Origin of the sequence: Shewanella sp. M16, assembly GCF_018224605.1 — a bacterium.
Taxonomy (GTDB): domain Bacteria; phylum Pseudomonadota; class Gammaproteobacteria; order Enterobacterales; family Shewanellaceae; genus Shewanella; species Shewanella oncorhynchi.
Genome location: NZ_JAGTUL010000040.1, coordinates 1 through 21,877, shown reverse-complemented (window position 1 = coordinate 21,877; position 21,877 = coordinate 1). Strand labels below are relative to the sequence as shown.

Below are 21,877 nucleotides of genomic sequence, written 5' to 3'. Positions count from 1 at the left end.
CATATGTCATTTAAAGAGCTATTAATCGAAGACCAACGGCTAGTGATCTTGCGCTCTTTGCGTGAGATGCCAGCCTATGAAGCCAATGAATCAATTGTTGATTCTTGTCTTGAAGCCTACGGCCATAACATTAGCCGCGACCAAGTACGCACTCATTTAGCATGGCTAGAAGAACAAGGCTTAGTATCAGTACGTAATTTATCCGAGTGCCAAATTGCCCGCTTAACTGGCCGTGGTGAAGATGTGGCATCCGGCCAAGCCACTGTGCCAGGTGTTAAACGCCCACGGGCATAAGGGGGCACTATGTCTAATCTTAACAATGCAAAGAGTAGCCGTAAGTCAAAGGTGAATTTGCTGCCGCAGGAAATCCGCGATCAACTGCATGCGCTGTTACGCAGTGGCAGCATGCATCAAAAAGATATCCTTGAAGCCGTCAATCAAATGATTGATGAAGCGGGTTTGCCAGAAGATGCCAAGCTATCGCGCACCGGCTTTAATCGTTTTGCTAAAAAGTTTGAGACCATTGGTGAACGTATTCGCCAAAGCCGCGAAGTTGCCGAGGTATGGACCGCCAAGTTAGGCGAAGCGCCCACATCTGACGTGGGTAAATTGTTGCAAGAATTTGTGCGTACAATGGCGTTTGAAACCTCAATGAAGATGATGGATGCATCTGATGAAGAAGACGCAAAACCCATTGATCCAAAAGCCCTAGGGCAGTTGGCATTAGTAATACAACGTGTTGAAGCGGCAGCGATGTCGAGCCTTAAAGTTGAGAAAGAGATCCGCAGTGCCTTTGCAATTGAAGCGGCGGATAAAGTAGAGAAGGTTGCCAAAGCCGCAGGTTTAAGCAAAGAGTCTGTTGAGCTATTTAAGCGTGAACTCTTGGGGATTGCATAATGAGCTCTACGACAATTGCGACTATTGAGTACTTATTTCATTGGTTAATTATCACCATGCCACTATCAGCTGCGGTGCTCGGGTTTATGGATGGTGTTCGTTCTGCTGGTTGGCCAATAGTCATAGGTGATGAAGATGAGCATTAAGCAAAAGGTATTAGGTGCCGCTGCTGGTGTGGCATTGGCGCTGAGCAGTTCGGCCAGTACCTTTGATCCTACTTATGAAGCCTCAGTTCTCAGCAGCTTTGATCCTACTGCTGTATTGCTCGGCTACCAAAAAGATTGGATAGCCGATGAAGCCCCATTAAAGATTGGCGAGAAGTCACGCCGAACGGGGCTCACTTGGGCTGAGGCATGTGATGCTTCACTGTGTGCCAGTGCGGCACGCGGCCAAGGTGGGACCAATCATTTCTATGTGGGTTCCAACAAAGAAATGGCGCGGGAGTTTATTGATGCGGCGGCGATGTGGGCCAAGGTATTCAATAAAGCGGCTAGCGAGATCCAAGAAGAATTATTTATTGATGATGGTCAGGAAGGTAAAGAGATCCTGACCTTCTGCATTTACTTTGCATCCGGTTTTAAAATTCAAGCACTATCCAGTAACCCCGCAAACTTACGGGGTATGCAGGGTAACGTCACCATTGATGAGGCTGCATTCCACGAGAAGCTAGCCGAAGTCCTTAAGGCCGCTTTAGCGCTCACTATGTGGGGCGCAAAGATACGCTTGATCTCAACCCACAATGGCACAGATAACCTATTTAATACCCTGATTAACGATTCCCGTGCGGGTAAAAAAGATTACTCAGTGCACCGCATCACCTTAGATGATGCCTGCGCCGATGGCCTATACAAACGTATCTGCCAGGTTCGCGGTAAAGAGTGGAGCCAAGCGGCTGAGGATGAATGGAAAGCAGGCTTGATCAAAGCCACTGCTACTGAAGAAGACGCCCAAGAAGAATACTACTGTGTACCTAAAAACGGCGGCGGCGCTTACATTAGCCGTGGCCTACGAGAACGCGCCGCGATACTCGATGCCCCCGTGCTGCGCTTTACAGGATCAAGCTTGTTTAACCAAGCCAGCGAACATGCCCGTAAAGGTGAGATGCAAGAATGGTTAGAGCAAGAGCTTGAGCCTGTGCTTAAGAACTTGCCTGTAAATTTGCGCCATGCACTCGGTGAAGACTTTGCCCGTACTGGCGACTTAACCGTGTTCGCTCCAATCACTGTTGAAGAAAACACTAAGCGCACTGTGCCGTTTTTAGTCGAGTTAAAAAACGTGCCGTTCAAGCAGCAAGAACAAGCGCTGTATTACATCTGTGATCGCCTACCAAGGCGAGACGGTATTTACCTTGATGCCCGTGGTAACGGCCAATACTTAGCCGAGCAAGCCCGTTATAAATACGGTGCTGAGGTGGTTGAGGTCATGCTGTCGGTGGCCTTCTATCGTGAGAACATGCCGCGCTTTAAAGCCTTATTTGAAGACGATGAGATCTTGCTGCCTAAGCATGAAGATGTGATTACCGACTTAGGCCAAATCCAAATCTATCGTGGTGTGCCAGGCATTGACGATAGCCGCACAACTGGCAGTGATGGTAACAAGCGCCACGGCGATAGTGCAGTCGCTATCTTCTTAGGGATCTTGGCGTCAAAAGCCGACATCACTCGTTATGAACTGCACACAATCAAAGCCGAGCAAGATGAGCAACACCGCAAATTCTTTGGCACAGCCGTCGATAACAACCGATTTGAAGACAGACCGCACCAAGACTTACGCGGCAAAGGGATAAGACTATGAGCAGCATTTTAGACCCGTCCACGGGTAAGCCTTTTAAAGTCGATCAGCAGGTAATGAGTCAAGACATTGCCCGTGCTTATACCACTGGGGTGCGCAATCCACGCGCTAACCCAGTTGCATCAAGCTTAACGCCCCACCGTTTGGCGGCTGTGCTGCGTAGTGTGATCGACGGTAACGACCCCGAAGCCTACATGACGCTGGCCGAAGAAATTGAAGAGCGTGATCTACATTACTCGGCGCAGCTGCGAACCCGCAAGTTAGCCGTGGCCGCAATCGCGCCAACCGTAGAAGCAGCCAGTGATGAAGCCATTGATGTGCTAATGGCGGAACGTGTGCGGGAGATCATGGACGATGACCAAATCCCTGAGTTGTTTTTCGACTTGCTCGATGGCCTAGGTAAAGGCTTGGCCGTGGTGCAAATTCTTTGGGATACCCAATCCACCCCATGGAAACCTCAGGATTATAAATGGGTAGACCCACGTTACTTGCGCCAAGATCAAGAAACGCTTGAGCAGATATTGCTCATTAGTGAAGATGCGCCCATGGGTGCGCCACTTGATCCATATAAGTTTATCTTACACACGCCCCGTTCTAAGTCGGGTAGCGTGTGGCGCAATGGCCTAGCGCGTTTAGTGGCTGTGATGTACATGCTTAAGTCGTTCACTATTCGCGACTGGTGGGCGTTCGCTGAGGTGTTTGGCATCCCAGTGCGCATTGGTAAGTACGGCGCGAACGCCAGCACAGATGACATTGATACCTTGATTAATGCCATTGGCCGAATTGCCAGCGATGCGGGTGCCGTGATCCCTGAGTCGATGAAAATTGAAATGGTTGAAACGGCCAAGGGCAATGGCGGTAATACCCTGTTTGAGAACATGGCACGTTGGTGTGATGAGCAAGTCTCAAAAGCCGTTCTCGGCCAAACCATGACCGCCGATAACGGCAGCTCGCAATCCCAAGCAACTGTGCATAACGAAGTGCGGATCGATATTGCTAAGTGGGATGCGCGTCAACTTGAGTCCTCAATCAATGAGTACTTGATTAAGCCATACATCATCCTCAACTGGGGTGTGCAGCTGCGTTATCCGAAAGTGCGGATCAAGGTGCCTGAGCCAGAAGACTTAAAGATGTTTGTCGAAAGCATCACGCCATTTGTTGACCGTGGCCTAAAGGTCTTAACCTCTGAAATATCAGATAAGTTTGGCCTAAGCATAGTGAAAGACGGTGAAGAAACCTTAGTGCCGCTACAGTCTGCCAGTATGCTTGACATGCCCATTGCAACTAATCGCCAGCATGCGCAGCGCATAGCTATTAACCGCGTGATGAATACTGCGGAAGCTGAGATTGATACGCTGACAAATCAAGCCATGAGCGAGTGGGAACAAGTAGCAGACGAGTTTATGAATCCGATTATCGAACTTGCTAACAAGTCAGCCAGCTATGAGCAGTTCGCAGCAGGCTTGCCAGCCTTGCAAGAGCAGCTCGGCGCGGAACAGTTCATTGCCCAAATGGCGCAGTACATGTTCCAGCTGCGTGGCTTAGGAGATAACCAAGATGGCTGAAACCTTGATACCTAAAGAAGCGCTGGCATGGTTCAAGCGCAAAGGCATTAAGCCAGGATTCGACTTTCGGGATGTGTGGAAGGAAGAACAGGCCAACGCTTTTACCGTCGCTAAGATGATGAACGCCGATCTACTTGTTGACGTAAAGCAAATCGTTGAAGACGCAATTGCCAGCGGCCAAACCTTTGAACAGTTCCGCGATATCCTTAAACCGCTATTAGTGAAGTCAGGTTGGTGGGGTGTGCAGACCATGCAAGATCCATTGACCGAAGAAACCAAGCTGGTGCAACTGGGTAGCGAAGGACGTATAAAGACCATTTATAAAACCAACATGCGCACCGCCAGAAGCGCAGGCCAATGGGAACGTATCCAACGCACTAAGCGCACCTTGCCCTATTTGCTATATCAACTTGGGCCAAGTGAGCAACACCGCATTGAGCATCTAAAGTGGAATAACACTTTGTTGCCTGCGGATGATCCATGGTGGGACGTTCACATGGCACCAAACGGTTGGGGCTGCAAATGTTGGATAAGGCAAGTCTCGCAGTATGAGGCCGACAAGTTGATCGCCTCGGGTAAAGTGTCTACCACTTCACCAACCAGTAAAAATAAGCGCTGGGTAAATCGGCGCACAGGCGAAGTGGAAGAACTGCCGGAGGGTATTGATCCAGGTTGGAACTACAACCCAGGCAAAGGGCGTGAAAGTATGCTTGCCAATGACTTATCTGAAAAAGAAGCGCGAATGCGTCAAACGCTCGCTACTGATGCTTAACTGACTACTGGCTACAAAGTTACTCGCAAAAAAGTTTAAACGTCTGTGGGAAGATTTAAACAGGGTTTAAACATGGTTTGACTTGGTGTTTTAGGTTGGCTTGCAGTTACGCGCTTGCCAACCTGGTTTTTTAGGGTAATCTTTAAGCCCTTATGTTCGCGCTATCAATCTGCGTTCGTCTCTCTTTCCCCAATAATTGAACCCCACTATTAGAGCAACCGACGTTATTTATCGTCAGTTGCTTTTTTTATGCATGCTGAACTCCGTTGTTAATCAATATCAGATTACCCATACCAACCACGATTAGGAGGTTGATATGTAATTCTTAACGGAGTTTAACCCATGTCAGTCACTGCCCTAACAGCGCTTTGCTTCAACATGATGGCACTCGAAGCCAATGCGCCAGGCATTTGGCTGCCGATGATACCCGCCGGAAATTTCACAGGGATTGATGGCCGTTCATGGAGGAACCCTAATCCTGATGCTGTCGTCGCCAGCTTTACCAAAAAACGCCCCTTCGATGTTGAACATGCTACTCACATTAAAGCCCCCAAAGGTGAAGAAGCTCCAGCATCTGGTTGGATTACCCAAGTGGAAAACCGCGCAGGTGAGATTTGGGGCTTTGTTAAATGGAACGCCGAAGGTCGTGAACTGATTGAGGAAGAAAAGTACGCCTTCTACTCCCCAGCGTTTGCCCATGACCCAGACACAGGAGTTATCTACAGCCTTGAAAGTGCTGGCCTGACCAACTCCCCCAACTTAAATGTACCCGCTTTAAACCGACAAGAGGATGACCCAATGAAGCTGCCAAAGCTTTTGACTGATCTGCTTGGCCTTGCAGAAGATGCCAGCGCAGAACAAGCCGTAGTTGCGATTAACGCAATTAAGCAAGCCGAAACGATTGCGCTTAACCGCAGCAATACACCGGACTTAAACAAGTTCATTCCAATTGAGACGCACCAAGTCGCGCTTAACCGTGCCACCACGGCAGAGGCTGCGCTCAAGACCATTGCAGATAAAGAGATTGATGCACTGGTACAAACCGCCATTGATGCTGGCAAGGTCGCACCCGCTAACAAAGATATGTTTGTTGGCATGTGTCGCACAGAGGGTGGCATCGAGCAGTTTAAAAACTTTGTGGGTTCGGCTCCGGCTATCGCCACCAACGCACAGAAGAAGCTGCCTGTTGATACTAATGGCGTGGCGGCGCTTGAAGAACATGAAATCGCAATGTGTCGCAAGATGGGTGTCTCTAAAGAAGAGTTCCTAGCGGCAAAACAACAAATGAACGTAGGAGCTAACTAATGGCTACTGAAGCACAAGTGCTAGAAGCACTACAGGCCACGATGTCAGCGGCCTATACCAAAGGTTTATCTGCTGCAAAACCGCAGTGGACTATGATTGCAACTGAAGTGCCAAGTGCTAGCGCCGCTAACTTTTATGGCTGGCTAAAAGACTTACCAGGCATTGTTGAATGGACAGGTGCTCGCCAATTAGCTGACTTGGGTAAGCGCGGCTACTCAATCGAAAATAAAACGTTCGAAAGCTCAATCTCCATTTCTCGCGATAACGTAGATGATGACCAAATTGGTCAGTACGGTGTGATTGCACAGAACTATGGTGATCAAGTTGCCTACTTCCCAGACACCTTAGCATATCCACTATTAGCGGCAGGCTTCACAACCCTGTGTTATGACGGCCAAAACTACTTTGATACTGACCATCCGTTAGAAACTACGCCAGCGAGCGTATTCTCAAACGTTATCGGAACACCATCCACTGATACAGGTGAGCCTTGGTTCCTGATTGATGACACCAAAGTGCTTAAGCCGATTGTGTTCCAGAACCGTCGCCCATTCGTGTTTAAAAACATGAACCCGAACGAAGAATACACTTGGTTCAATAACAAGTATGCGGCGGGTGTTGATGGCCGTTGTAACGTCGGTTTCTCTTTCCCGCAACTGGCTATTGGTTCTAAAGCAGCATTGACCGAAGCCAACTACGCAGCCGCTAAAAAGCTACTGATGAAGATGGTAAAGGTTGACGGTACGCCAATCGGCACCCGTGCCACTAAGTTAGTTGTTGGTCCTGATAACGAAGCAGCTGCGAAGAAGTTGATCGGCCGCATGTTGATTGAAGGTGGCGACACAAACATCTATTTCAACGATGTTGAGATTGTTGTTTCACCAATGATTACTGCATAACCCCAAGCCGGAACACGGAAGAATTTAGCGCAAGGATGCGCTACCCATTAACCGGAGAATGAAATGGCAAGCAAAATTGTGCAAGTGAGTGGCACAGATTGGACTGAGTTAAGTGCTGCCGAGAAAGGCTGCTTTGAAAACCAAACCTCAGATCCATTGCTGTATTGGGTGGCAGCTGCCAAACCAGCAGAAACTGTTGTTAAGGGACATAGCTTATCTCAGTTTGCGGATAAAGGGTTTCAGCTAAATACCTCCAGCGCAATGAAGCTCTATGGAAGAACCTTGTCAGTAGCGGGTGACGTTATCGTCACGGAGTACTGATCATGTTTGGTGAATGCTGTCCGTTCGTTGTCCCAAAAGTGTTGATGCGTGCCAGTTATGTCACGTCTTCTGGCAGCAGTATTAAACAAACACTGGTTGCTAATAATGTGGCGCAAACCATTTTGTTTAATCAAGTCACGGTGGCAGATCCAGCTTTAAGCATTGATCTAGTGACAGGAGAAGTCACCGCATTAAAGGATTTTAGCGGTATGGCGAGCTTAGCGGCCACGGCCCTACGTGAGCAGACGGGTTCAGGTGAAGTTGAGTGGGGCGTATTTATTGAAGGGTTTGATGCAGTTAATGGATGGCAACCTTATCCAGGTTCATTAAGGCCCGTCACCATGAGTTCTCAAACAACTAATGAAAAACGCACCATTGATTACACCTTAGCTGTAGAAGTTTTGGCAGGAACTAAGTTTCGCTGGCGTCACTATACAACCAATGCTAGCCGTCAAATATCAATAGTGTCCTTTGCGGCAGCGAATGGTTTACCCAGTTCAGCGGGTGCCATCATGAGTTTTTGGGGTGTTAAACCCTAAGCAATGAATGTTTAAACCGTATTTAAAAGGAGTTCAACGTGAGTGGACAACAAACTAAAGCGCAGAAAGCTAAGGCCGTTGCGGCCAATGGAGTTCAATCAGTGGCAACGGATACTGCCATCAATGCGCCGCAAACCGAACAGAACGCGGCCGTAAGTAACGATGAAGCCAAAGCCAAATTTGATGCTGATGGAAAGCTTAAAGCTGAACTTGAAGCACAAGCTAAAGCTGAGGCTGACACTAAAGCAAAGCTCCAAGTAGAAGAACAGGCTAAAGCCGAAGCTGAGGCGAAAGCCAAAGCGGGAGAACAGGCCAAACTCAACCAAGCAAATCAGGAAGGTTCAAATGAAGGTCATGTATCACAAGGTAATGATGTCACTAATGGCGCTAACGGTAATGCTCTGCACATCCTTGGAGCCTTTACAGTGCGCGCTAAAACGGACGCTGGATTTTGGCGCTCGGGTGTGCAGTTCCATCGCCTCTCAGAAACATTGGTGCTCGTGGTTGATGGAGATCATGTCGGTCAGAACGATGTATCTACGCTTGAGCATGATGCAGAACGCGTGGTGTGCCTCACTCGTGAAAAGGCTCAGCGTGTCCACAGTGAACCCAACTTGGTCGTGGTCGATGTTGAACTTGAAGACCTTATCGATCCAGCTAGCGTAATTAAATAGTAAGGCGGCAGTGATGGCATTTTATGCAAATAAGCAAGACCTGATTGATCGTGATGAGTCGATGCTGTGGAATTTTGCGATTGACCGCACTACAGGCGAGTTAAACGATACCTACATCAATCAGGCACTTGAGCAAGCGGATGACGAGATTAACTCATTCTTAACCCGTTATGTGCTGCCCTTGGCCGTTGTGCCAAGCATGCTCAATAAACTTGCCATCACTATCGCGTTTTACTGGTTAGCGGATCGTGACCAGCAGGCCACCAACTTACTTGAAGATCGTTATAAAAACGCTCTAACCACATTAAGGGAAATTGGCGCAGGGAAGCGCGACCTAGGCTTACCAGTGACCGATAAGCCAACTGAAACCAGTTTGGGCAAAGTGGAGTTAGTGCAAAGCAATGAGCGCATCTTTACCCGCGATAGCTTGCGGGGCGTTCTGTAATGTCGATTAGTGTACAAGTCACAGGGACCAATGAGCTGCAACGCTATCAGCAGCTCATGGAAAACCTTGGCGACCCTAAGCACAAAGAAGAATTGTTAGATGCCCTCGGCGGCATAGTTGAAAGCCAGACTCGGAGACGTATTGCTGATGAAAAATCATCTCCTGATGGTAAGCCTTGGGCTGAGTGGAATGCTGCGTATGCCAAGACTCGTCACGGAAATCAGAGCTTGCTACAAGGTGACGGAGATTTGCTCGACTCCATTCAATATGTCGTCGAGAGAAACCAGGTTCGCATTGGTTCACCACTGGCCTATGCCGCAGTGCATCAAGACGGCTTTAGCGGTGCGGTTCAAGTGGATGCGCATACGCGCCTTATTACACAAGCATTTGGTAAAGCGTTGGCGTTCCCAGTCTATCAATCAGTCGGGGCTTTTAGCAGGCTAATGAATATTCCGCAACGTGAGTTTTTAGGCTTAAGCACAGACAACCAAAAAGAGGTTTATTCAGTGCTCGGTAACTTTTTTGAAGGGCTAATGCAATGACAACCAGACCCGCGTTTAGTGTCGTTGGCTCAACAGTATGGGCATGCCAACAAATAGTTGATTATCTAAAGCCAGAGCTTGAGGGCACAGATAAACAACTTGATCGAGTGCAAACGGTTGAGCGTCACATAGGCAAGTTTGATACGCCGACTGATATTAAGCGCTGGATAGCTAACCGTGATGGCGGCGTTCGTATCGCTGCGCTACGTGTGCCGCAGTACGAGAGCATAGGCAATCGCATCATAGGTACTGTGAACTTTATCGCTTACGTCTTTACGACGGATCAATTTGGGTACCAGAAAGACGAACGCGCCGAAGTGATTGCAGGCAAGTTAGCGGGTTTATTGCTGCGCCGTGGTGCCATGCCAACCGCCTACAGTAAGGCCGAGGCAGTACGCGGTGACAATCTTTACAGCGCACAGGTTGATGACCTTGGCCTTGCAGTATGGTCGGTTAGCTGGACTCAGCAATGGTATTTAGATGAAGAAATCGACCTAAGCACGCTCGACAACTTCGAACGGTTTGGCATTAAAGCCGAATTAGCAGACGGTTCGCCAGTACTCGAAGGCGTGGTGGAATTACCGCAATAACGTCTGCAGTGCTAACGACAACTAATTTTATTAACAACAGGAACATAGCCATGTTGATCCACATAAAACCCGCTAAAGCTGCGGTACCAGTTCGCAAAACAAATGGCGATTACCTAAAGGCCGAAGGCGAAAAGGTTGAGCGCTCATCATTCTGGGTGCGTCGCTTAAACGATGGCGATGTAGTCGAAGTTAAAGCTGCCAAAGCAGCAACCACTAAAGCATAAGCAGGAGCATAACCATGTCACTCGGTAGCATTCCTAATGATATTAAGGTCCCTCTCGTTTATATCGAGATCGACAACTCTAACGCGCTATCGGGTACGCCTGCACTTGCGCAAAAAGTATTAGTGATCGGTCAGCAGCTGGTAGCAGGAACCGCCACAGCCCTGACCTTAAACCGCATCACCAACAGCGAAAGCCAAATGGATGCACTGTTTGGCAAAGGCTCGATGCTGGCGCGAACACTGAAAATGTTCCGCAAGTCAAACGACTATACCGATGTGTATGCCCTTGGTGTAGCAGACCTCAGCGCAGGCAGTGCCGCCAAAGGTGAGATCACTATCGCCGCAACTACGGCCAAGGCGGGTGTGATTGCCTTGTTGATTGCGGGTGAGTCGGTGCAAGTCGGCGTTAATGAAGCAGATACTGCTGCCGCTATTGCCACGGCCATGATTGCTAAGATCAACGCTAACACTAACCTACCCGTTACCGCTGCGCTTAAAGCGGCTACCACTGAAACGGTTGAGTTAACGGCTAAATGGAAGGGCCAGACCACAAACGACATCGATGTGCGTTTCAACTACTACGACGGCGAGCAGTTGCCAACGGGTGTGACCTTAACTGTGGTTGAAATGACGGGCGGCGCTGGCACACCGGATATGGATGCGGTCATCGCGACGATTCCGAACGAGTGGTACAACCATATCGTAATGCCTTATAACGATACCCAAAGTATGAACAAGCTGCGTGATGAGCTGGTCAATCGTTGGGGCCCACTCAAGATGATTGAAGGCATTGCTTACACCGCGTTCCGTGGCACCTTTGCTGAGTCAGGTGTGTTTGGTGTAGCCCGTAATGATTACCTATTTACTTGCATGGGTACCAACAAAGCGCCCCACTCACCATGGGAATGGGCAGCGGCTTACGCTGGTCAAGCGTCTTACTCATTAGGTATTGATCCAGCTCGCCCATTGCAAACGCTGGTGATGACTAGCCTGTTGCCACCTGCGAAGGAAATCCAATGGGACCCAACAGAACGCAACCTATTGTTAGGTGACGGTATTGCCACCTACATGGTGACACCAGGCGGTGAAGTGGCAATTGAACGCGAAGTATCTATGTATCGCGAGAATGCGTACGGCGATCCAGACCCAAGCTATTTAGATATCACCACCCCCGCAACCTTGGCGACCTTGCGTTATTCATTGCGCGTGATGGTGACTAATAGTTTTCCGCGCCACAAGTTAGCAGGAGACGATGTATTAGCGCGGCTTGACCCAGGTCAGCCAGTTGTCACGCCTAAGATCATGCGTAACGCCATGCTTGCACTTGCAAATAATGACTGGGTTCCAAAAGGCTTAATAGAAGACTTTGACGGCTTTAAAGAGACGTTGCAGGTCTACCGCGATAGCAGCGATCAAAACCGCCTTAACTGCGTGTTCAATCCTGACATCGTTAACCAGTTCCGTATCTTTGCTGCGTTGATGCAGTTCAAACTCTAATTAGGGGGCAATCACAATGGGACAAACTATCCTTGGGCAAGTAACAATACGTGCCAACAACAAAGAATTGAAAACCAAAAAAGGTTCAACATTAAATCCAGGTGGCTCAACAACTACTCCGCATACTGGGAATGGGAAAAACTGGGGATTCTCAAGTGAATATACCGTTCCAACCATATCTGTAGTTATCGCCGCCGCTGAAGATGTTGACGTGCTTGATATCGCAAAAATTAAAAATGCGACATTGACATGGGAAGGTGATAACGGCGTGGACTTCATGATGACGGGAGCAACACAAACTGCGCCGTTTTCTATGAGTGATAGTGGCGATATTACAGGCACATTTCACGGCGATAAGGTCGAACGCATCTAATGGCCGTCATGACGTTTGACCTCGAACATGGCCTCAAGGTTGGCGAAACTGTCAACCTTGAGGTGGGGCTTAAGGAACTTGAAACGACTGATTATATTGATGCCCAGTTAGCAGCCGAGAAAGTGATAATCCAAGATGGTAAAGCCATTTGCTACACCTCAGATGTGATGTATGGCTTAGAGCTGTTAATGCGCCAAGTGGAATATATCGGCAAGGTGCAAGGGCCAATCAATATTAAGGAACTGCGCAAGCTGCACCCAGACGACTTCAAATTGTTGCATGCCAAAGTAAGTGAACTTGACCAGTTGATCATGCAGGAGTTAGCAGAACGGGGGCGACCTTAAGGCGCTAGCCGATATTTGCGAGGACTTACAGCTTGCTATGAGTTCTCGCATTGCGCTAAGCGTCTCATCTGCAATGTCCCTGCGTCGCCTTGTTCGTACCTACCGAAAGTTAAGAGAGTTAATCCATGGCCCAGCAACTTAAAACAGACATTATTTTAAATCTTGCGGGCAACCTTGCTGCTAAAGCGCGTCAGTACGGCACATCGATGAGTGACTTTGCCAAAAAGAATGACACGGCAATGACCATGATTAAGCGCTCTACTGAAGTGGCTGGCCGTGGCATTGATACGCTCGGCAATCGCTATGTTGGGATTGCTGCGGCGTTTGCTACGGGTGCCACAGTGCGCAGCATTGGTAACTTTAGTGAGCAGATGACCCGCCTAGGTACTAACGCCAAACTGACTGATGACCAAGTCGCGACGCTGAAAGGCAACATCCTTGAGTTAGCGAATCAAAAAGACATCCGCATTGATACCACCCAATTTACCGCCGCTGTTGACGAGCTGCTAGGTAAGACGGGCGACTTTGAATTTGTGAATAATAACCTTGAGAACATGGGCTTATTCATGCAAGCGTTTGGTGCAGATGCTAAATCTAGTGGTGCGTTATTCGCCCAGTTCCGCGAAAAAGGAATTACAGACGCTAAACAGGTAATGAATACTATTGATGATTTATACAGTCAATTTGCTGTGGGTAGCGTTAACGTAAAAGATTTAGCGGCCATATCAGAACAGTTATTTGCGGTATATCAAGGTAAAGGCCCTGCGGCCATTACCCAAATGGCTTCATTGGTTCAGTTGTTTGCAAAAACTAAAGGTGACGCCAACGAATCATTAACCTCTATTCAAGGAGTGTTTGAAGCTTTTTCAGATAAAACTAAAGTCGAATTTTTAAGCCGTCAAGGTATAGATGTATTTAAAAAAGGCACAAAGGAGTTGCGCGAACCTGTTGAATTATTATTAGAGATTATGGATAAGGCAAAAAACGATCCAATGAAATTGGGTGATGTCTTTGATTCAACAGCTAAGCAAGGTTTGGCGTCTTTATATTCGAAAGATAATAAAGACCTATTAATGCAAATGAATACCTCAACTGGTGAATATGGTGAAACCCAAAAAGCCGCCGCTAAAAATGCGGCTGAATTTAATAATGCAGTTAAATCATTAAACACTTCATTTAGTCAATTTGCTGAAAGTCGCTTATCAAAACCAATCCAAGACCTCGCTGATGCAATTAACGAGGTAGACGATAAAACCATAGATAACTGGCTCAAGTGGGGTGAGACAGCCCTATGGGTAGTGGGTGGTTTAGTTGCAGCTAAAAAAGGATTAGACCTAGCAGGCTCAATCAAAAACGTTTTTGGCAGCAGCAAGGGCAGCGCTGGCGGTAAAGGTGGCATGACAGATATGGGCGTGATGCCTGTGTATGTCGTCAACATGAGCGCGGGTGGTATGGGTGGTGGCACTGACATAACAGATGTGATGGGCGGTAAAAATACCGGAGCCAATCCTTCTAAAACGTCGCGCTTTTTCAATCGTCAGACAATAGCAACGCTTGGAACAGTTGGACTAGGTTTCAGCATGGCCGATGAGTTCTCACCCGTTAATATTCGCCGTGCAGGTTCTGTTGATCCTTCCTTGTCAAAAGGTGTTCCGGTGCAGCCTGGTCTGCTGGATGCGATTGACGATTTTAAAAAATGGTTCTCAGGTGCGCAGAACGGTGACGCCGCAAGCATAGTGAATAACATGAATGCGGTGGGCAGTAAGTTAGATTTAAAAATTGCGGTATCTGATGACCGTATCAAAGTCACCCCTGTTTATGTGCCTAAAGGCATCTCCGTTGATTCAGATACTGGCATCAACTAACCCCACGCAAAGGAGTTTTAAATGGCATTTGAAGACCGTTTAACCGCCTCGTTTCGGGGCGTTGAATTTTTACTTGAAGAGGCCGACGGCGAAAGTGGCCGTCGTGCTATCCCCCACGCTTACCCTAAAAAAGAAATTGGCTATACCGAAGACAACGGCAAGGTATTAACGCAAGAGCGTATTAGTGGCCGTGTAGTCGGTGAGAATTACTTTGAGCAATTACAAGCCATTCTTGAGGCATTGAATAAACAAGGACCAGGGGAATTAGTTCACCCTTGGTTTGGTATTCGTAAAGTTCAAGTCGGTAAGGTAAGCCATAAATTAGTGAATCGCATTGATGGCACTGCGACTATTAACTTTGAAGTGTTTGAAGTGGGTGAAAACTTATTCCCCAATTCAAAATCTGATACCGCTACCCAAGTAAAAACCGAAGCAGAAAAAACCAAAGATGCAGTGAATAATGATTTTGTCACTAATTTTGATACCAATACATTGGACGGTGTTGGCGATATGGTTGATCAGTTTTTAGATGACTTAGATGAACTAACTCGCGGCTTACCCTCATTACCAGATGACTTGCGCCAATGGACTGATCGCTTAATGCGCACCAAAGATAGCATTGGTGATCTACTCGCTTACCCTGGCGATTTGGCGCGTGAAACGATGGGCTTGCTTGAGGATATCAAAGGCGTTGTAAAGGACCCGATCCGAGCCTTAGATGTTTACTCAAATGTGCAAAGCCGTTGGGACGGTATGCGCGCCGAACTCGCTGTGACAGGTGGGCTTGCTCGCAATATATCAAGTGACGGTGGCATGGCTGGATCTGTGCCTAAGTTTGCTAACCCCTCAAAAAATGACGCTATGCTGTCGAATGCTCAAACCTTTAAAACGCTGACCTTAAACAGTGCCATTGTGGCTCAGTGTTCTGCGTTAAGTGATGCTGAGATTGTTAAAAAACTGAATGATGAAGCGCAAGTAATTGAGAGCTTATCGGGTGCAGAACGCAACGCGATCTTAACTGGGCAACAATTAAAAAGCCTTGGCTATGGCATTGCCGATCAACTTGCTCTTTATGCAGCAGCTGCTGTTGAAAGCGGTAGTTCGTCAGTGTGGCGTCAGATGCGCGTATTGAGACAAGCAGTATTGGCCGATACCCGCAGCCGTGCCGAATTGTTACCGCAAGTCTCTTTATATAAAGCAAAAGAGACTGTACCAGTTGCCTTGGTCGCGTGGCAGCAAACGGGTAATACAGAACGCCGTGACAGCATAGTGCAGCGCAATGGTTTTAGTAACCCTGCGTTTATATTGCCGACTGATACGGTTGAGGTGATCAGCTAATGAGTGAGGAAATCGTATTAAAAGCCGGAGGCCAGATTTATGAAGGCTGGACTAAGGTTAGCGTTACGCGATCACTTGATGCAATGTCAGGCGCATTTGACTTGGAGCTAACATGGAAATACCAAGGCAGTGAACAGCAGTATAAAAAGTTTATGGAGCCAATTAAACAAGGCCAAGCCTGCACTGTAGACATAGGCGGTGAGCGTGTGATCACCGGCTATGTTGATGACTTTATCCCCAGTTATGATGATGCCACTGTGACTATTAGCGTCAGTGGCCGTGATAAGACCGCAGACTTAGTTGATTGCTCGATTGACTACCCCAGCGGCCAGTTTAATAGCCAGACCATTACCCAAATTGCTGAGATAGTGTGCAAGCCATTCGGCATTAAAGTGATCGTCAATACTGATGTAGGTGAGCCGTTCCAGCGCATTCAGATCGAACAAGGTGAAACCCCGCATGAACTGTTATCGCGCTTGGCTAAACAGCGTGGCGTGCTGCTAACCAGCGATACCTTTGGCAATTTAGTGATCACTCGTGCAAGCAAAGTTAAAGCGGGTGTTTCGTTAATACTGGGTGAAAATGTTAAAGCGGCTCGCGGGCGTTTTAGCTGGCGTCAGCGGTACAGCAATTTCACTATTAAAGCCGCAGGCGCGGCACATGGAAAGGATTGGGATTCGTCCCCAATTTCAGCCGTTGGTGGTATCAAAGCAGACGTAAAAGATAATGAGATTGGCCGCTATCGTCCCCTGATTATTGTTAATGAAGAAATCACCACCGCCGAAGGTGCAGCTAAGCGCGGTCAGTGGGAACGCCAGCGCAGCATTGGCAAATCAAACACAGCTGAATATACCGTAACAGGCTGGCGGATACCGCAAACTGGCAAGCTTTGGAACATCAATACCCTAGTGCCTGTGATTGACGAGATCATGGGGCTGGATGAAGAAATGCTAATTGCATCGATCATGTTTAGCGAAGACGATGCAGGCCGTTTAGCGGTGATTAGTGTTGTAAAACCAGAAGCCATGAACATACCTGCCGAAGTTGTTAAAGCAACAAAATTAGGCGGTGGACAATGGTAACTGAACGCTATATTGATCGTTTGCTGGCACCAATCCGCCGCCGTATTACGGGCATGCTAACCCGTGCAGTGGTCAGCGGCATAGTTGAAGATTTGCAGCGCCAAAACTTACAAGTAAAACTGCATGCTGATGAATCAGCAGACAACATTGAACGCTTCCAAAACTATGGTATGAGTTCGTACCCACCAGAAGGTGCTGAGGCGATTGTGGCGGCATTGGGTGGCTCATTATCTGGCTTGGTGGCGATTGCGGTTGAAGATAAAAAATGTCGGCCACAGGGTGAACTTGGAGATGTTTTTCTATACCATCTTGAAGGTCATAAAATCCGCTTAACCAAAGACGGTAAGATTATTCTTACTGCTACTGATGTTATTTTTGAAATCCAAAACAGCTTCACCATTGGAGCAACCGACGTTATTTTCAATGCCTCCAACTCATTCACTATCATCTCACCAGAGTCTTTAATTCAAGGTCCTTTACACGTCACTGGTGGCATATCAACAGACCTAGGTATTTATGCGGTAAGCGGTATTACTTCAGACAGTGTTATCACTGGATCTGATTTAAGCGCGAACAGTATTACTTACCTTGGGCACATCCACAAAGACGCTGAGAGCAGACCGACTACACCACCAGAGTGAGTTAGTTATGAGCGTTAGCATCGTGTTCGACATGATGAAAAATATAGGTGTAATCATCGAGGGTGGAGATGCCAGTAGCGTCATTTCCTCCCTCGTTTTGATCTCACTCTTTACTGACGCTAGAGCTGATAGCTCAGACACATTACCTGATAACTCAACAGATTTTAGAGGCTGGCCTGGCGATACTTTTTCGTCAAAACCTTGGGGCTCTAAATTGTGGTTGTTATACCGCGAAAAGCTCACAACAGATGTACGTAATAAAGCCGTTAAGTATGCGCAAGATGCCCTCGCATGGATGCTAGTTGATGATGGCAATGGCGTGACTGCTAAGAGTGTTGAGGTGACAGGCTCGATCCCTAAGTTTCAAACGCTCGCATTGCATATCACGATCACTAAACCTGACAACTCAGCTATATCTTTTACTGTTTCAAAACGATGGGAGACTCAAAGTGCCATTTAATGTTCCCACGCTGCGAACGCTGATTGAAAGCGGGTTAATCGACATTGAAGCCTCGCTCGATACGATTCTGCCTAAGTTCGGCATTGAACAAGCATTAAATACAGCGGTAAGCGGTAGCTTGCGCGACTTATATGATTTTCAAAGCTGGATAGTTCGCCAGATCATCCCGTCGTCAGAGTCAGAAGATCAGACGATTATTGACGTTGCCCGCTCTGAAGGTGTGATTCAAAAATTAGCCACGTCTGCAATAGGCCCAGTCACATTTGTTGGCGCTGTAACTATCCCAATTGACACCGTAATGACGTATTCAGATGGCCGCTTGTATCGAGTCACGTCATCGAATGCGCCCTCCGGTGGCAATGTAGTTGTACAAGTAGAAGCAGAGGCCGCAGGCGGTGCAGGTAACTTAGCATCAGGCGAAACGCTGACGTTAATTTCAACTGTGCCTGGCATTCAGCCAAATGGCATATCTGGCGGCATTACAGGTGGGGCAGATCTAGAAACGCCCCTTAAAGTGCTTGAGCGTTTATTGTTCCGTAAGCGCAACCCACCAATGGGTGGTGCTGTGCATGATTATGTGAGTTGGTGCCGTGAAGTGGCAGGCGTTGATCGCGCTTGGGCTGTGGACAATTATCAAGGGCCAGCAACGGTTGGCTACGCATTTGTATTCGATTCTCGCCCCGATATTTTACCGACGTATTTAGATCAAGTGGCAATGGCTGCGTATATCTATCGTCACACAGATCCAGCGACGGGTGCTGATGTTGGTCGCCCAGGTGGTATAGAGGCGGTTTATATCCCACTGACTCTTAAGACCACCAATTTAGCGATCACGTTAACGCCAGACAACATTGAACTACAGCAAAGCGTTAAGGCCAGTGTTGAAGGTTATTTTAAGACACTGAGCCCGGGCTCAATATTGCTATTAAGTGCCGTGCGAACGGCCATTGGTTCGACGTTAGGTGTAGCAGATTACACCCTCGATTTAAGTGCTGATGTCACAGCGATAACCACCGAACTGCATGCATTAGGAGCCATTACATGGGGCACTCCGTAGCGCAGTGGACTAGCTCAATTCTGGCTCAAATGCCTCGTGGCATTATTTGGCAACGTGCCACTTCGCTCGACTTATATAAGTACGCCCAAGGCTATGCGCCACGGTTAGAACGCGCCGAGGCCAGCGCTGACAATTTACTGTTTGAGATGCGCCCAGAGTCAACTCTGCAATTATTGCCTGAGTGGGAAGAGTACTTGGGCTTACCTGAGTGTGTAGCAGAGCCAGTAACAAATCTTGAATACCGTCGCTATGCAGTCGTCGAGAAGTATCACCGCAAAGGTGGTTTACAAGCGTGGAATATCCAGAAGTTAGCCACCGATTTAGGTTTTACGGTTGAGGTTGATGAGACGTTCCCGCACCACTGCATGCGCTCATGCACTTACCCATTATGGGAACAGAAATACCGCTTCATCTTGCGAGTAAATGTTTACGGCATACCAGGCGCATACATGACCTGTTTAGACGATGTATTGACCCCTTTGTTAACGTCCGATGCGCGTGTGCTCGAATGCACGCTGCAGCGTTACAAAGTGGGCGGATTATTTTACGAGTTTTACTACGCCGTTTAGGCATTTTTATTAGCAATAAACCCGCTTTAAACGGCGTTTAAATGAATTTCGATTAGGAGAGTTAACATGCATCCGTTACGCAATGGTTCACAAGCTGACGTTCGCCCACCATCTAAGCCATTAAGTGGTGTCCCTGGATGGTTTACTGAGTCAGGTGACAACAACGTCCCAAGCTATCCAGGTGCAGATTGGTTTAACCACAACATTGCTGAATTTCAGAATGCATTGGCTGAAATGGGCATAGTGTTTGATCCAACAAAAGAAGATCATTTAGCTAAAGCATTTGAGTATATAAAGAATGAAATTGATGGTAAAACAATCGAGATCAATGGTGCAATAATAAGAAATGCTAGCATTTTATCTAGACTAAATGCGATTGGCGGGCGATTACAACAAGATGGGAAGACTGTTGTAATCACTGGGGACAGCTTATCTTACAACTATCAAGATTACGATACTACGTTCCGTAATCATGCAGTAGATTGTTTTTCAGGCATGAAATCGTGGTCATTCATGCTAAGAGACGCAATTATAAAAGCAGACCCCAGCTTTACTTTTATAGAAGATCAATTCATCACGGGCCAAATTGATTATCTTGGTGAGATGTCAGAAGTCAGGTTCAATGCGGCATCGGCAAAGCAGCTGTTACCATTTAGCGGCCGCGTCGCATCATTTAGAATGAATGTGAATGACACGATAGCCCCAGCGATTAGCATGTCAGTTTATAATGACGGTGAATCTGACTCTATGTATTTTTTGCAACTCATGCATCCTAACAATCTCCCAGATTGCATGAGTTGCAAAGTAGATATCGACGGAGTCGAACAGATATCCACACTCACGAACAAATCTGCGGATACAAAATTCCGAGGTTTTGACATCAGACAAATTGAGATTACTGTTCCTCGTGACGGTGAGCGACACGAGCTAAAATTTCATACATTTACACAAGCATCTGATACACCTGACCCTGCGGGACAAATGACTTACAATCTGATCGGAGTCGCATCCAAACGAACGGAAGTGGAACTGACGGGTTCTGGGGGGTATTCATCTTCACAGCTGCTCGCTGCGTGGCCGGATAAAGTTACACAATATCAGCCAGACGTTTTAATCTGTATTGTTGGGGCGAATGACCCATACAAAGGTGTGAGCGTAGAAACATTTAAAGATAATATTAGAGAACTAAATAATTTAACAAAATCATCAAATGAAGGATGCGAAATACTTTGGTTATCAACACCTTATAGTGGAGAGGCTGTGGTGCCAAATGCGATAGCTCAAGAATATGTTGATGCGTTGCGACAAGTAGCAGATGAACTTGGAGATGGGTTTGTTGATATAGTTGAGTTCTTCAAAAACATTCCAACTGATATTTACAGGTTCGACAACATACATTTTACAAAAGAGGGTAATCAAATCCTAGCTAGATATATTGCTAATTTAATCGGGCTTGGTGATCAACTAAAAGAGATTAAATCTGATTACTCATTATATAAGCAGCAAAAAACACCAAACGTTGCTGAAGTGAAACCATCAGTAATTTTACTCACAGGAACAGTTTCATCAACAAATAAAGTTTTCAAGATAGAGCGCAAGTCTGGACTAGGAAACGAGGTCATATCTGCTGTTGCAACGTCACCAGCAGTCATTCAAGTCACAATGAAGCGACGGAACAATCACTACAAGTCTATCCTGGTCGATAAATTCTTTTTTGGTGGGAAAATGTTTCTATGTCCAATCATACAACTAACTCCAACGTCAAAAACATTCAACTTTGCAGTGCTAAACCCAGACGGTACCACCATAACAGATGGTGACTGGGATACTTACGCTAGTGATTTCAAGTTCCTAATCAGATATAGCTAAACTTCCCACCACAAGCGTAAGGTCTACTTTAATGAGCACAAATATGTTTGCTCATTAAAGCAGTCCTTACTGCTCGTTTTTTGCGGCTCGGCTCATCCGCTCACCGGCACTTTGCAGCGTCTCACTAAACGCATAGAGTTTGTGCTGGTCTTCTTCAATACAGCGGCTTTGCATCGAGCGTACAATAAACCGTTGTTGTGTATCGGTTTTAAAGCGCAG

26 protein-coding genes are annotated in these 21,877 nt (G+C 47.2%); all 26 read left to right on the top strand.

Annotated features, from left to right (window positions below; all coding sequences use genetic code 11):
- Positions 1-3: 3 nt before the first annotated feature.
- The 26 genes from KFE26_RS19765 (at position 4) to KFE26_RS19640 (ending at position 21,658) form a co-directional block, all read left to right on the top strand.
- Positions 4-294 carry a hypothetical protein gene (locus tag KFE26_RS19765; protein WP_105251997.1) on the top strand — a complete coding sequence of 97 codons (291 nt, stop codon included), beginning with the start codon at positions 4-6 and terminating at the stop codon, positions 292-294.
- Positions 295-303: 9 nt separating this feature from the next.
- Complete coding sequence (locus KFE26_RS19760) at positions 304-897, top strand: DUF3486 family protein (RefSeq protein ID WP_212601463.1); 594 nt, start codon at positions 304-306, stop codon at positions 895-897.
- Positions 897-1,043 (top strand): hypothetical protein, encoded by a 147-nt coding sequence (locus KFE26_RS19755; RefSeq protein ID WP_212601462.1) that lies wholly within the window; start codon positions 897-899, stop codon positions 1,041-1,043. The genes KFE26_RS19760 and KFE26_RS19755 overlap by 1 nt, the downstream gene beginning before the upstream one ends.
- Positions 1,033-2,691: a terminase large subunit domain-containing protein gene (locus KFE26_RS19750; RefSeq protein WP_212601461.1), complete on the top strand. Its 1,659-nt coding sequence runs from the start codon at positions 1,033-1,035 to the stop codon at positions 2,689-2,691. The genes KFE26_RS19755 and KFE26_RS19750 overlap by 11 nt, the downstream gene beginning before the upstream one ends.
- Positions 2,688-4,253: a DUF935 domain-containing protein gene (locus tag KFE26_RS19745; RefSeq protein WP_212601460.1), complete on the top strand. Its 1,566-nt coding sequence runs from the start codon at positions 2,688-2,690 to the stop codon at positions 4,251-4,253. Before KFE26_RS19750 ends, KFE26_RS19745 begins: the two co-directional genes overlap by 4 nt.
- Positions 4,246-5,025, top strand: a complete 780-nt coding sequence (locus KFE26_RS19740; protein ID WP_212601459.1) for a phage minor head protein — start codon at positions 4,246-4,248, stop codon at positions 5,023-5,025. Before KFE26_RS19745 ends, KFE26_RS19740 begins: the two co-directional genes overlap by 8 nt.
- A gap of 342 nt (positions 5,026-5,367) precedes the next feature.
- The gene (locus tag KFE26_RS19735) at positions 5,368-6,330 is read left to right on the top strand and encodes a phage protease (RefSeq protein ID WP_212601458.1); all 963 of its coding nucleotides are present in this window, start codon (positions 5,368-5,370) and stop codon (positions 6,328-6,330) included.
- Complete coding sequence (locus tag KFE26_RS19730; RefSeq protein ID WP_212601457.1) at positions 6,330-7,229, top strand: Mu-like prophage major head subunit gpT family protein; 900 nt, start codon at positions 6,330-6,332, stop codon at positions 7,227-7,229. The genes KFE26_RS19735 and KFE26_RS19730 overlap by 1 nt, the downstream gene beginning before the upstream one ends.
- Positions 7,230-7,292: 63 nt before the next feature.
- On the top strand, positions 7,293-7,550 hold the full coding sequence (locus KFE26_RS19725; RefSeq protein ID WP_212601456.1) for a hypothetical protein: 258 nt from the start codon (positions 7,293-7,295) through the stop codon (positions 7,548-7,550).
- 2 nt (positions 7,551-7,552) lie between these two features.
- Positions 7,553-8,089, top strand: coding sequence for a hypothetical protein (locus KFE26_RS19720; RefSeq protein WP_212601455.1), 537 nt, complete (start codon positions 7,553-7,555; stop codon positions 8,087-8,089).
- 38 nt (positions 8,090-8,127) lie between these two features.
- Complete coding sequence (locus KFE26_RS19715; RefSeq protein ID WP_212601454.1) at positions 8,128-8,763, top strand: hypothetical protein; 636 nt, start codon at positions 8,128-8,130, stop codon at positions 8,761-8,763.
- A 13-nt stretch (positions 8,764-8,776) separates the two neighbouring features.
- Positions 8,777-9,208: a gp436 family protein gene (locus KFE26_RS19710; protein WP_212601453.1), complete on the top strand. Its 432-nt coding sequence runs from the start codon at positions 8,777-8,779 to the stop codon at positions 9,206-9,208.
- Positions 9,208-9,750: a phage virion morphogenesis protein gene (locus tag KFE26_RS19705; RefSeq protein WP_212601452.1), complete on the top strand. Its 543-nt coding sequence runs from the start codon at positions 9,208-9,210 to the stop codon at positions 9,748-9,750. The genes KFE26_RS19710 and KFE26_RS19705 overlap by 1 nt, the downstream gene beginning before the upstream one ends.
- Complete coding sequence (locus tag KFE26_RS19700; protein WP_212601451.1) at positions 9,747-10,340, top strand: hypothetical protein; 594 nt, start codon at positions 9,747-9,749, stop codon at positions 10,338-10,340. Before KFE26_RS19705 ends, KFE26_RS19700 begins: the two co-directional genes overlap by 4 nt.
- A 50-nt stretch (positions 10,341-10,390) precedes the next feature.
- On the top strand, positions 10,391-10,564 hold the full coding sequence (locus KFE26_RS19695; protein ID WP_212601450.1) for a DUF2635 domain-containing protein: 174 nt from the start codon (positions 10,391-10,393) through the stop codon (positions 10,562-10,564).
- Between the two features lie 14 nt (positions 10,565-10,578).
- Positions 10,579-12,060: a phage tail sheath subtilisin-like domain-containing protein gene (locus tag KFE26_RS19690; protein ID WP_212601449.1), complete on the top strand. Its 1,482-nt coding sequence runs from the start codon at positions 10,579-10,581 to the stop codon at positions 12,058-12,060.
- Between the two features lie 16 nt (positions 12,061-12,076).
- Entirely contained in the window at positions 12,077-12,433 is a 357-nt protein-coding gene (locus KFE26_RS19685) for a phage tail tube protein (protein ID WP_212601448.1), read from the top strand.
- Entirely contained in the window at positions 12,433-12,777 is a 345-nt protein-coding gene (locus KFE26_RS19680; RefSeq protein ID WP_212601447.1) for a phage tail assembly protein, read from the top strand. The genes KFE26_RS19685 and KFE26_RS19680 overlap by 1 nt, the downstream gene beginning before the upstream one ends.
- A gap of 125 nt (positions 12,778-12,902) precedes the next feature.
- Positions 12,903-14,642 (top strand): hypothetical protein, encoded by a 1,740-nt coding sequence (locus KFE26_RS19675; protein ID WP_212601446.1) that lies wholly within the window; start codon positions 12,903-12,905, stop codon positions 14,640-14,642.
- A gap of 21 nt (positions 14,643-14,663) precedes the next feature.
- Complete coding sequence (locus tag KFE26_RS19670) at positions 14,664-15,980, top strand: DNA circularization protein (protein ID WP_212601445.1); 1,317 nt, start codon at positions 14,664-14,666, stop codon at positions 15,978-15,980.
- Positions 15,980-17,062, top strand: coding sequence for a phage baseplate assembly protein (locus KFE26_RS19665; RefSeq protein ID WP_212601444.1), 1,083 nt, complete (start codon positions 15,980-15,982; stop codon positions 17,060-17,062). The genes KFE26_RS19670 and KFE26_RS19665 overlap by 1 nt, the downstream gene beginning before the upstream one ends.
- Positions 17,056-17,703: a phage baseplate assembly protein V gene (locus tag KFE26_RS19660; protein WP_212601443.1), complete on the top strand. Its 648-nt coding sequence runs from the start codon at positions 17,056-17,058 to the stop codon at positions 17,701-17,703. The genes KFE26_RS19665 and KFE26_RS19660 overlap by 7 nt, the downstream gene beginning before the upstream one ends.
- Positions 17,704-17,710: 7 nt before the next feature.
- Positions 17,711-18,163 (top strand): phage GP46 family protein, encoded by a 453-nt coding sequence (locus KFE26_RS19655; RefSeq protein WP_212601442.1) that lies wholly within the window; start codon positions 17,711-17,713, stop codon positions 18,161-18,163.
- The gene (locus tag KFE26_RS19650) at positions 18,153-19,220 is read left to right on the top strand and encodes a baseplate J/gp47 family protein (protein WP_212601441.1); all 1,068 of its coding nucleotides are present in this window, start codon (positions 18,153-18,155) and stop codon (positions 19,218-19,220) included. Before KFE26_RS19655 ends, KFE26_RS19650 begins: the two co-directional genes overlap by 11 nt.
- Positions 19,205-19,789, top strand: a complete 585-nt coding sequence (locus KFE26_RS19645) for a YmfQ family protein (RefSeq protein ID WP_212601440.1) — start codon at positions 19,205-19,207, stop codon at positions 19,787-19,789. The genes KFE26_RS19650 and KFE26_RS19645 overlap by 16 nt, the downstream gene beginning before the upstream one ends.
- A 66-nt stretch (positions 19,790-19,855) precedes the next feature.
- Positions 19,856-21,658, top strand: a complete 1,803-nt coding sequence (locus tag KFE26_RS19640; protein ID WP_212601439.1) for an SGNH/GDSL hydrolase family protein — start codon at positions 19,856-19,858, stop codon at positions 21,656-21,658.
- Positions 21,659-21,877: the final 219 nt, after the last annotated feature.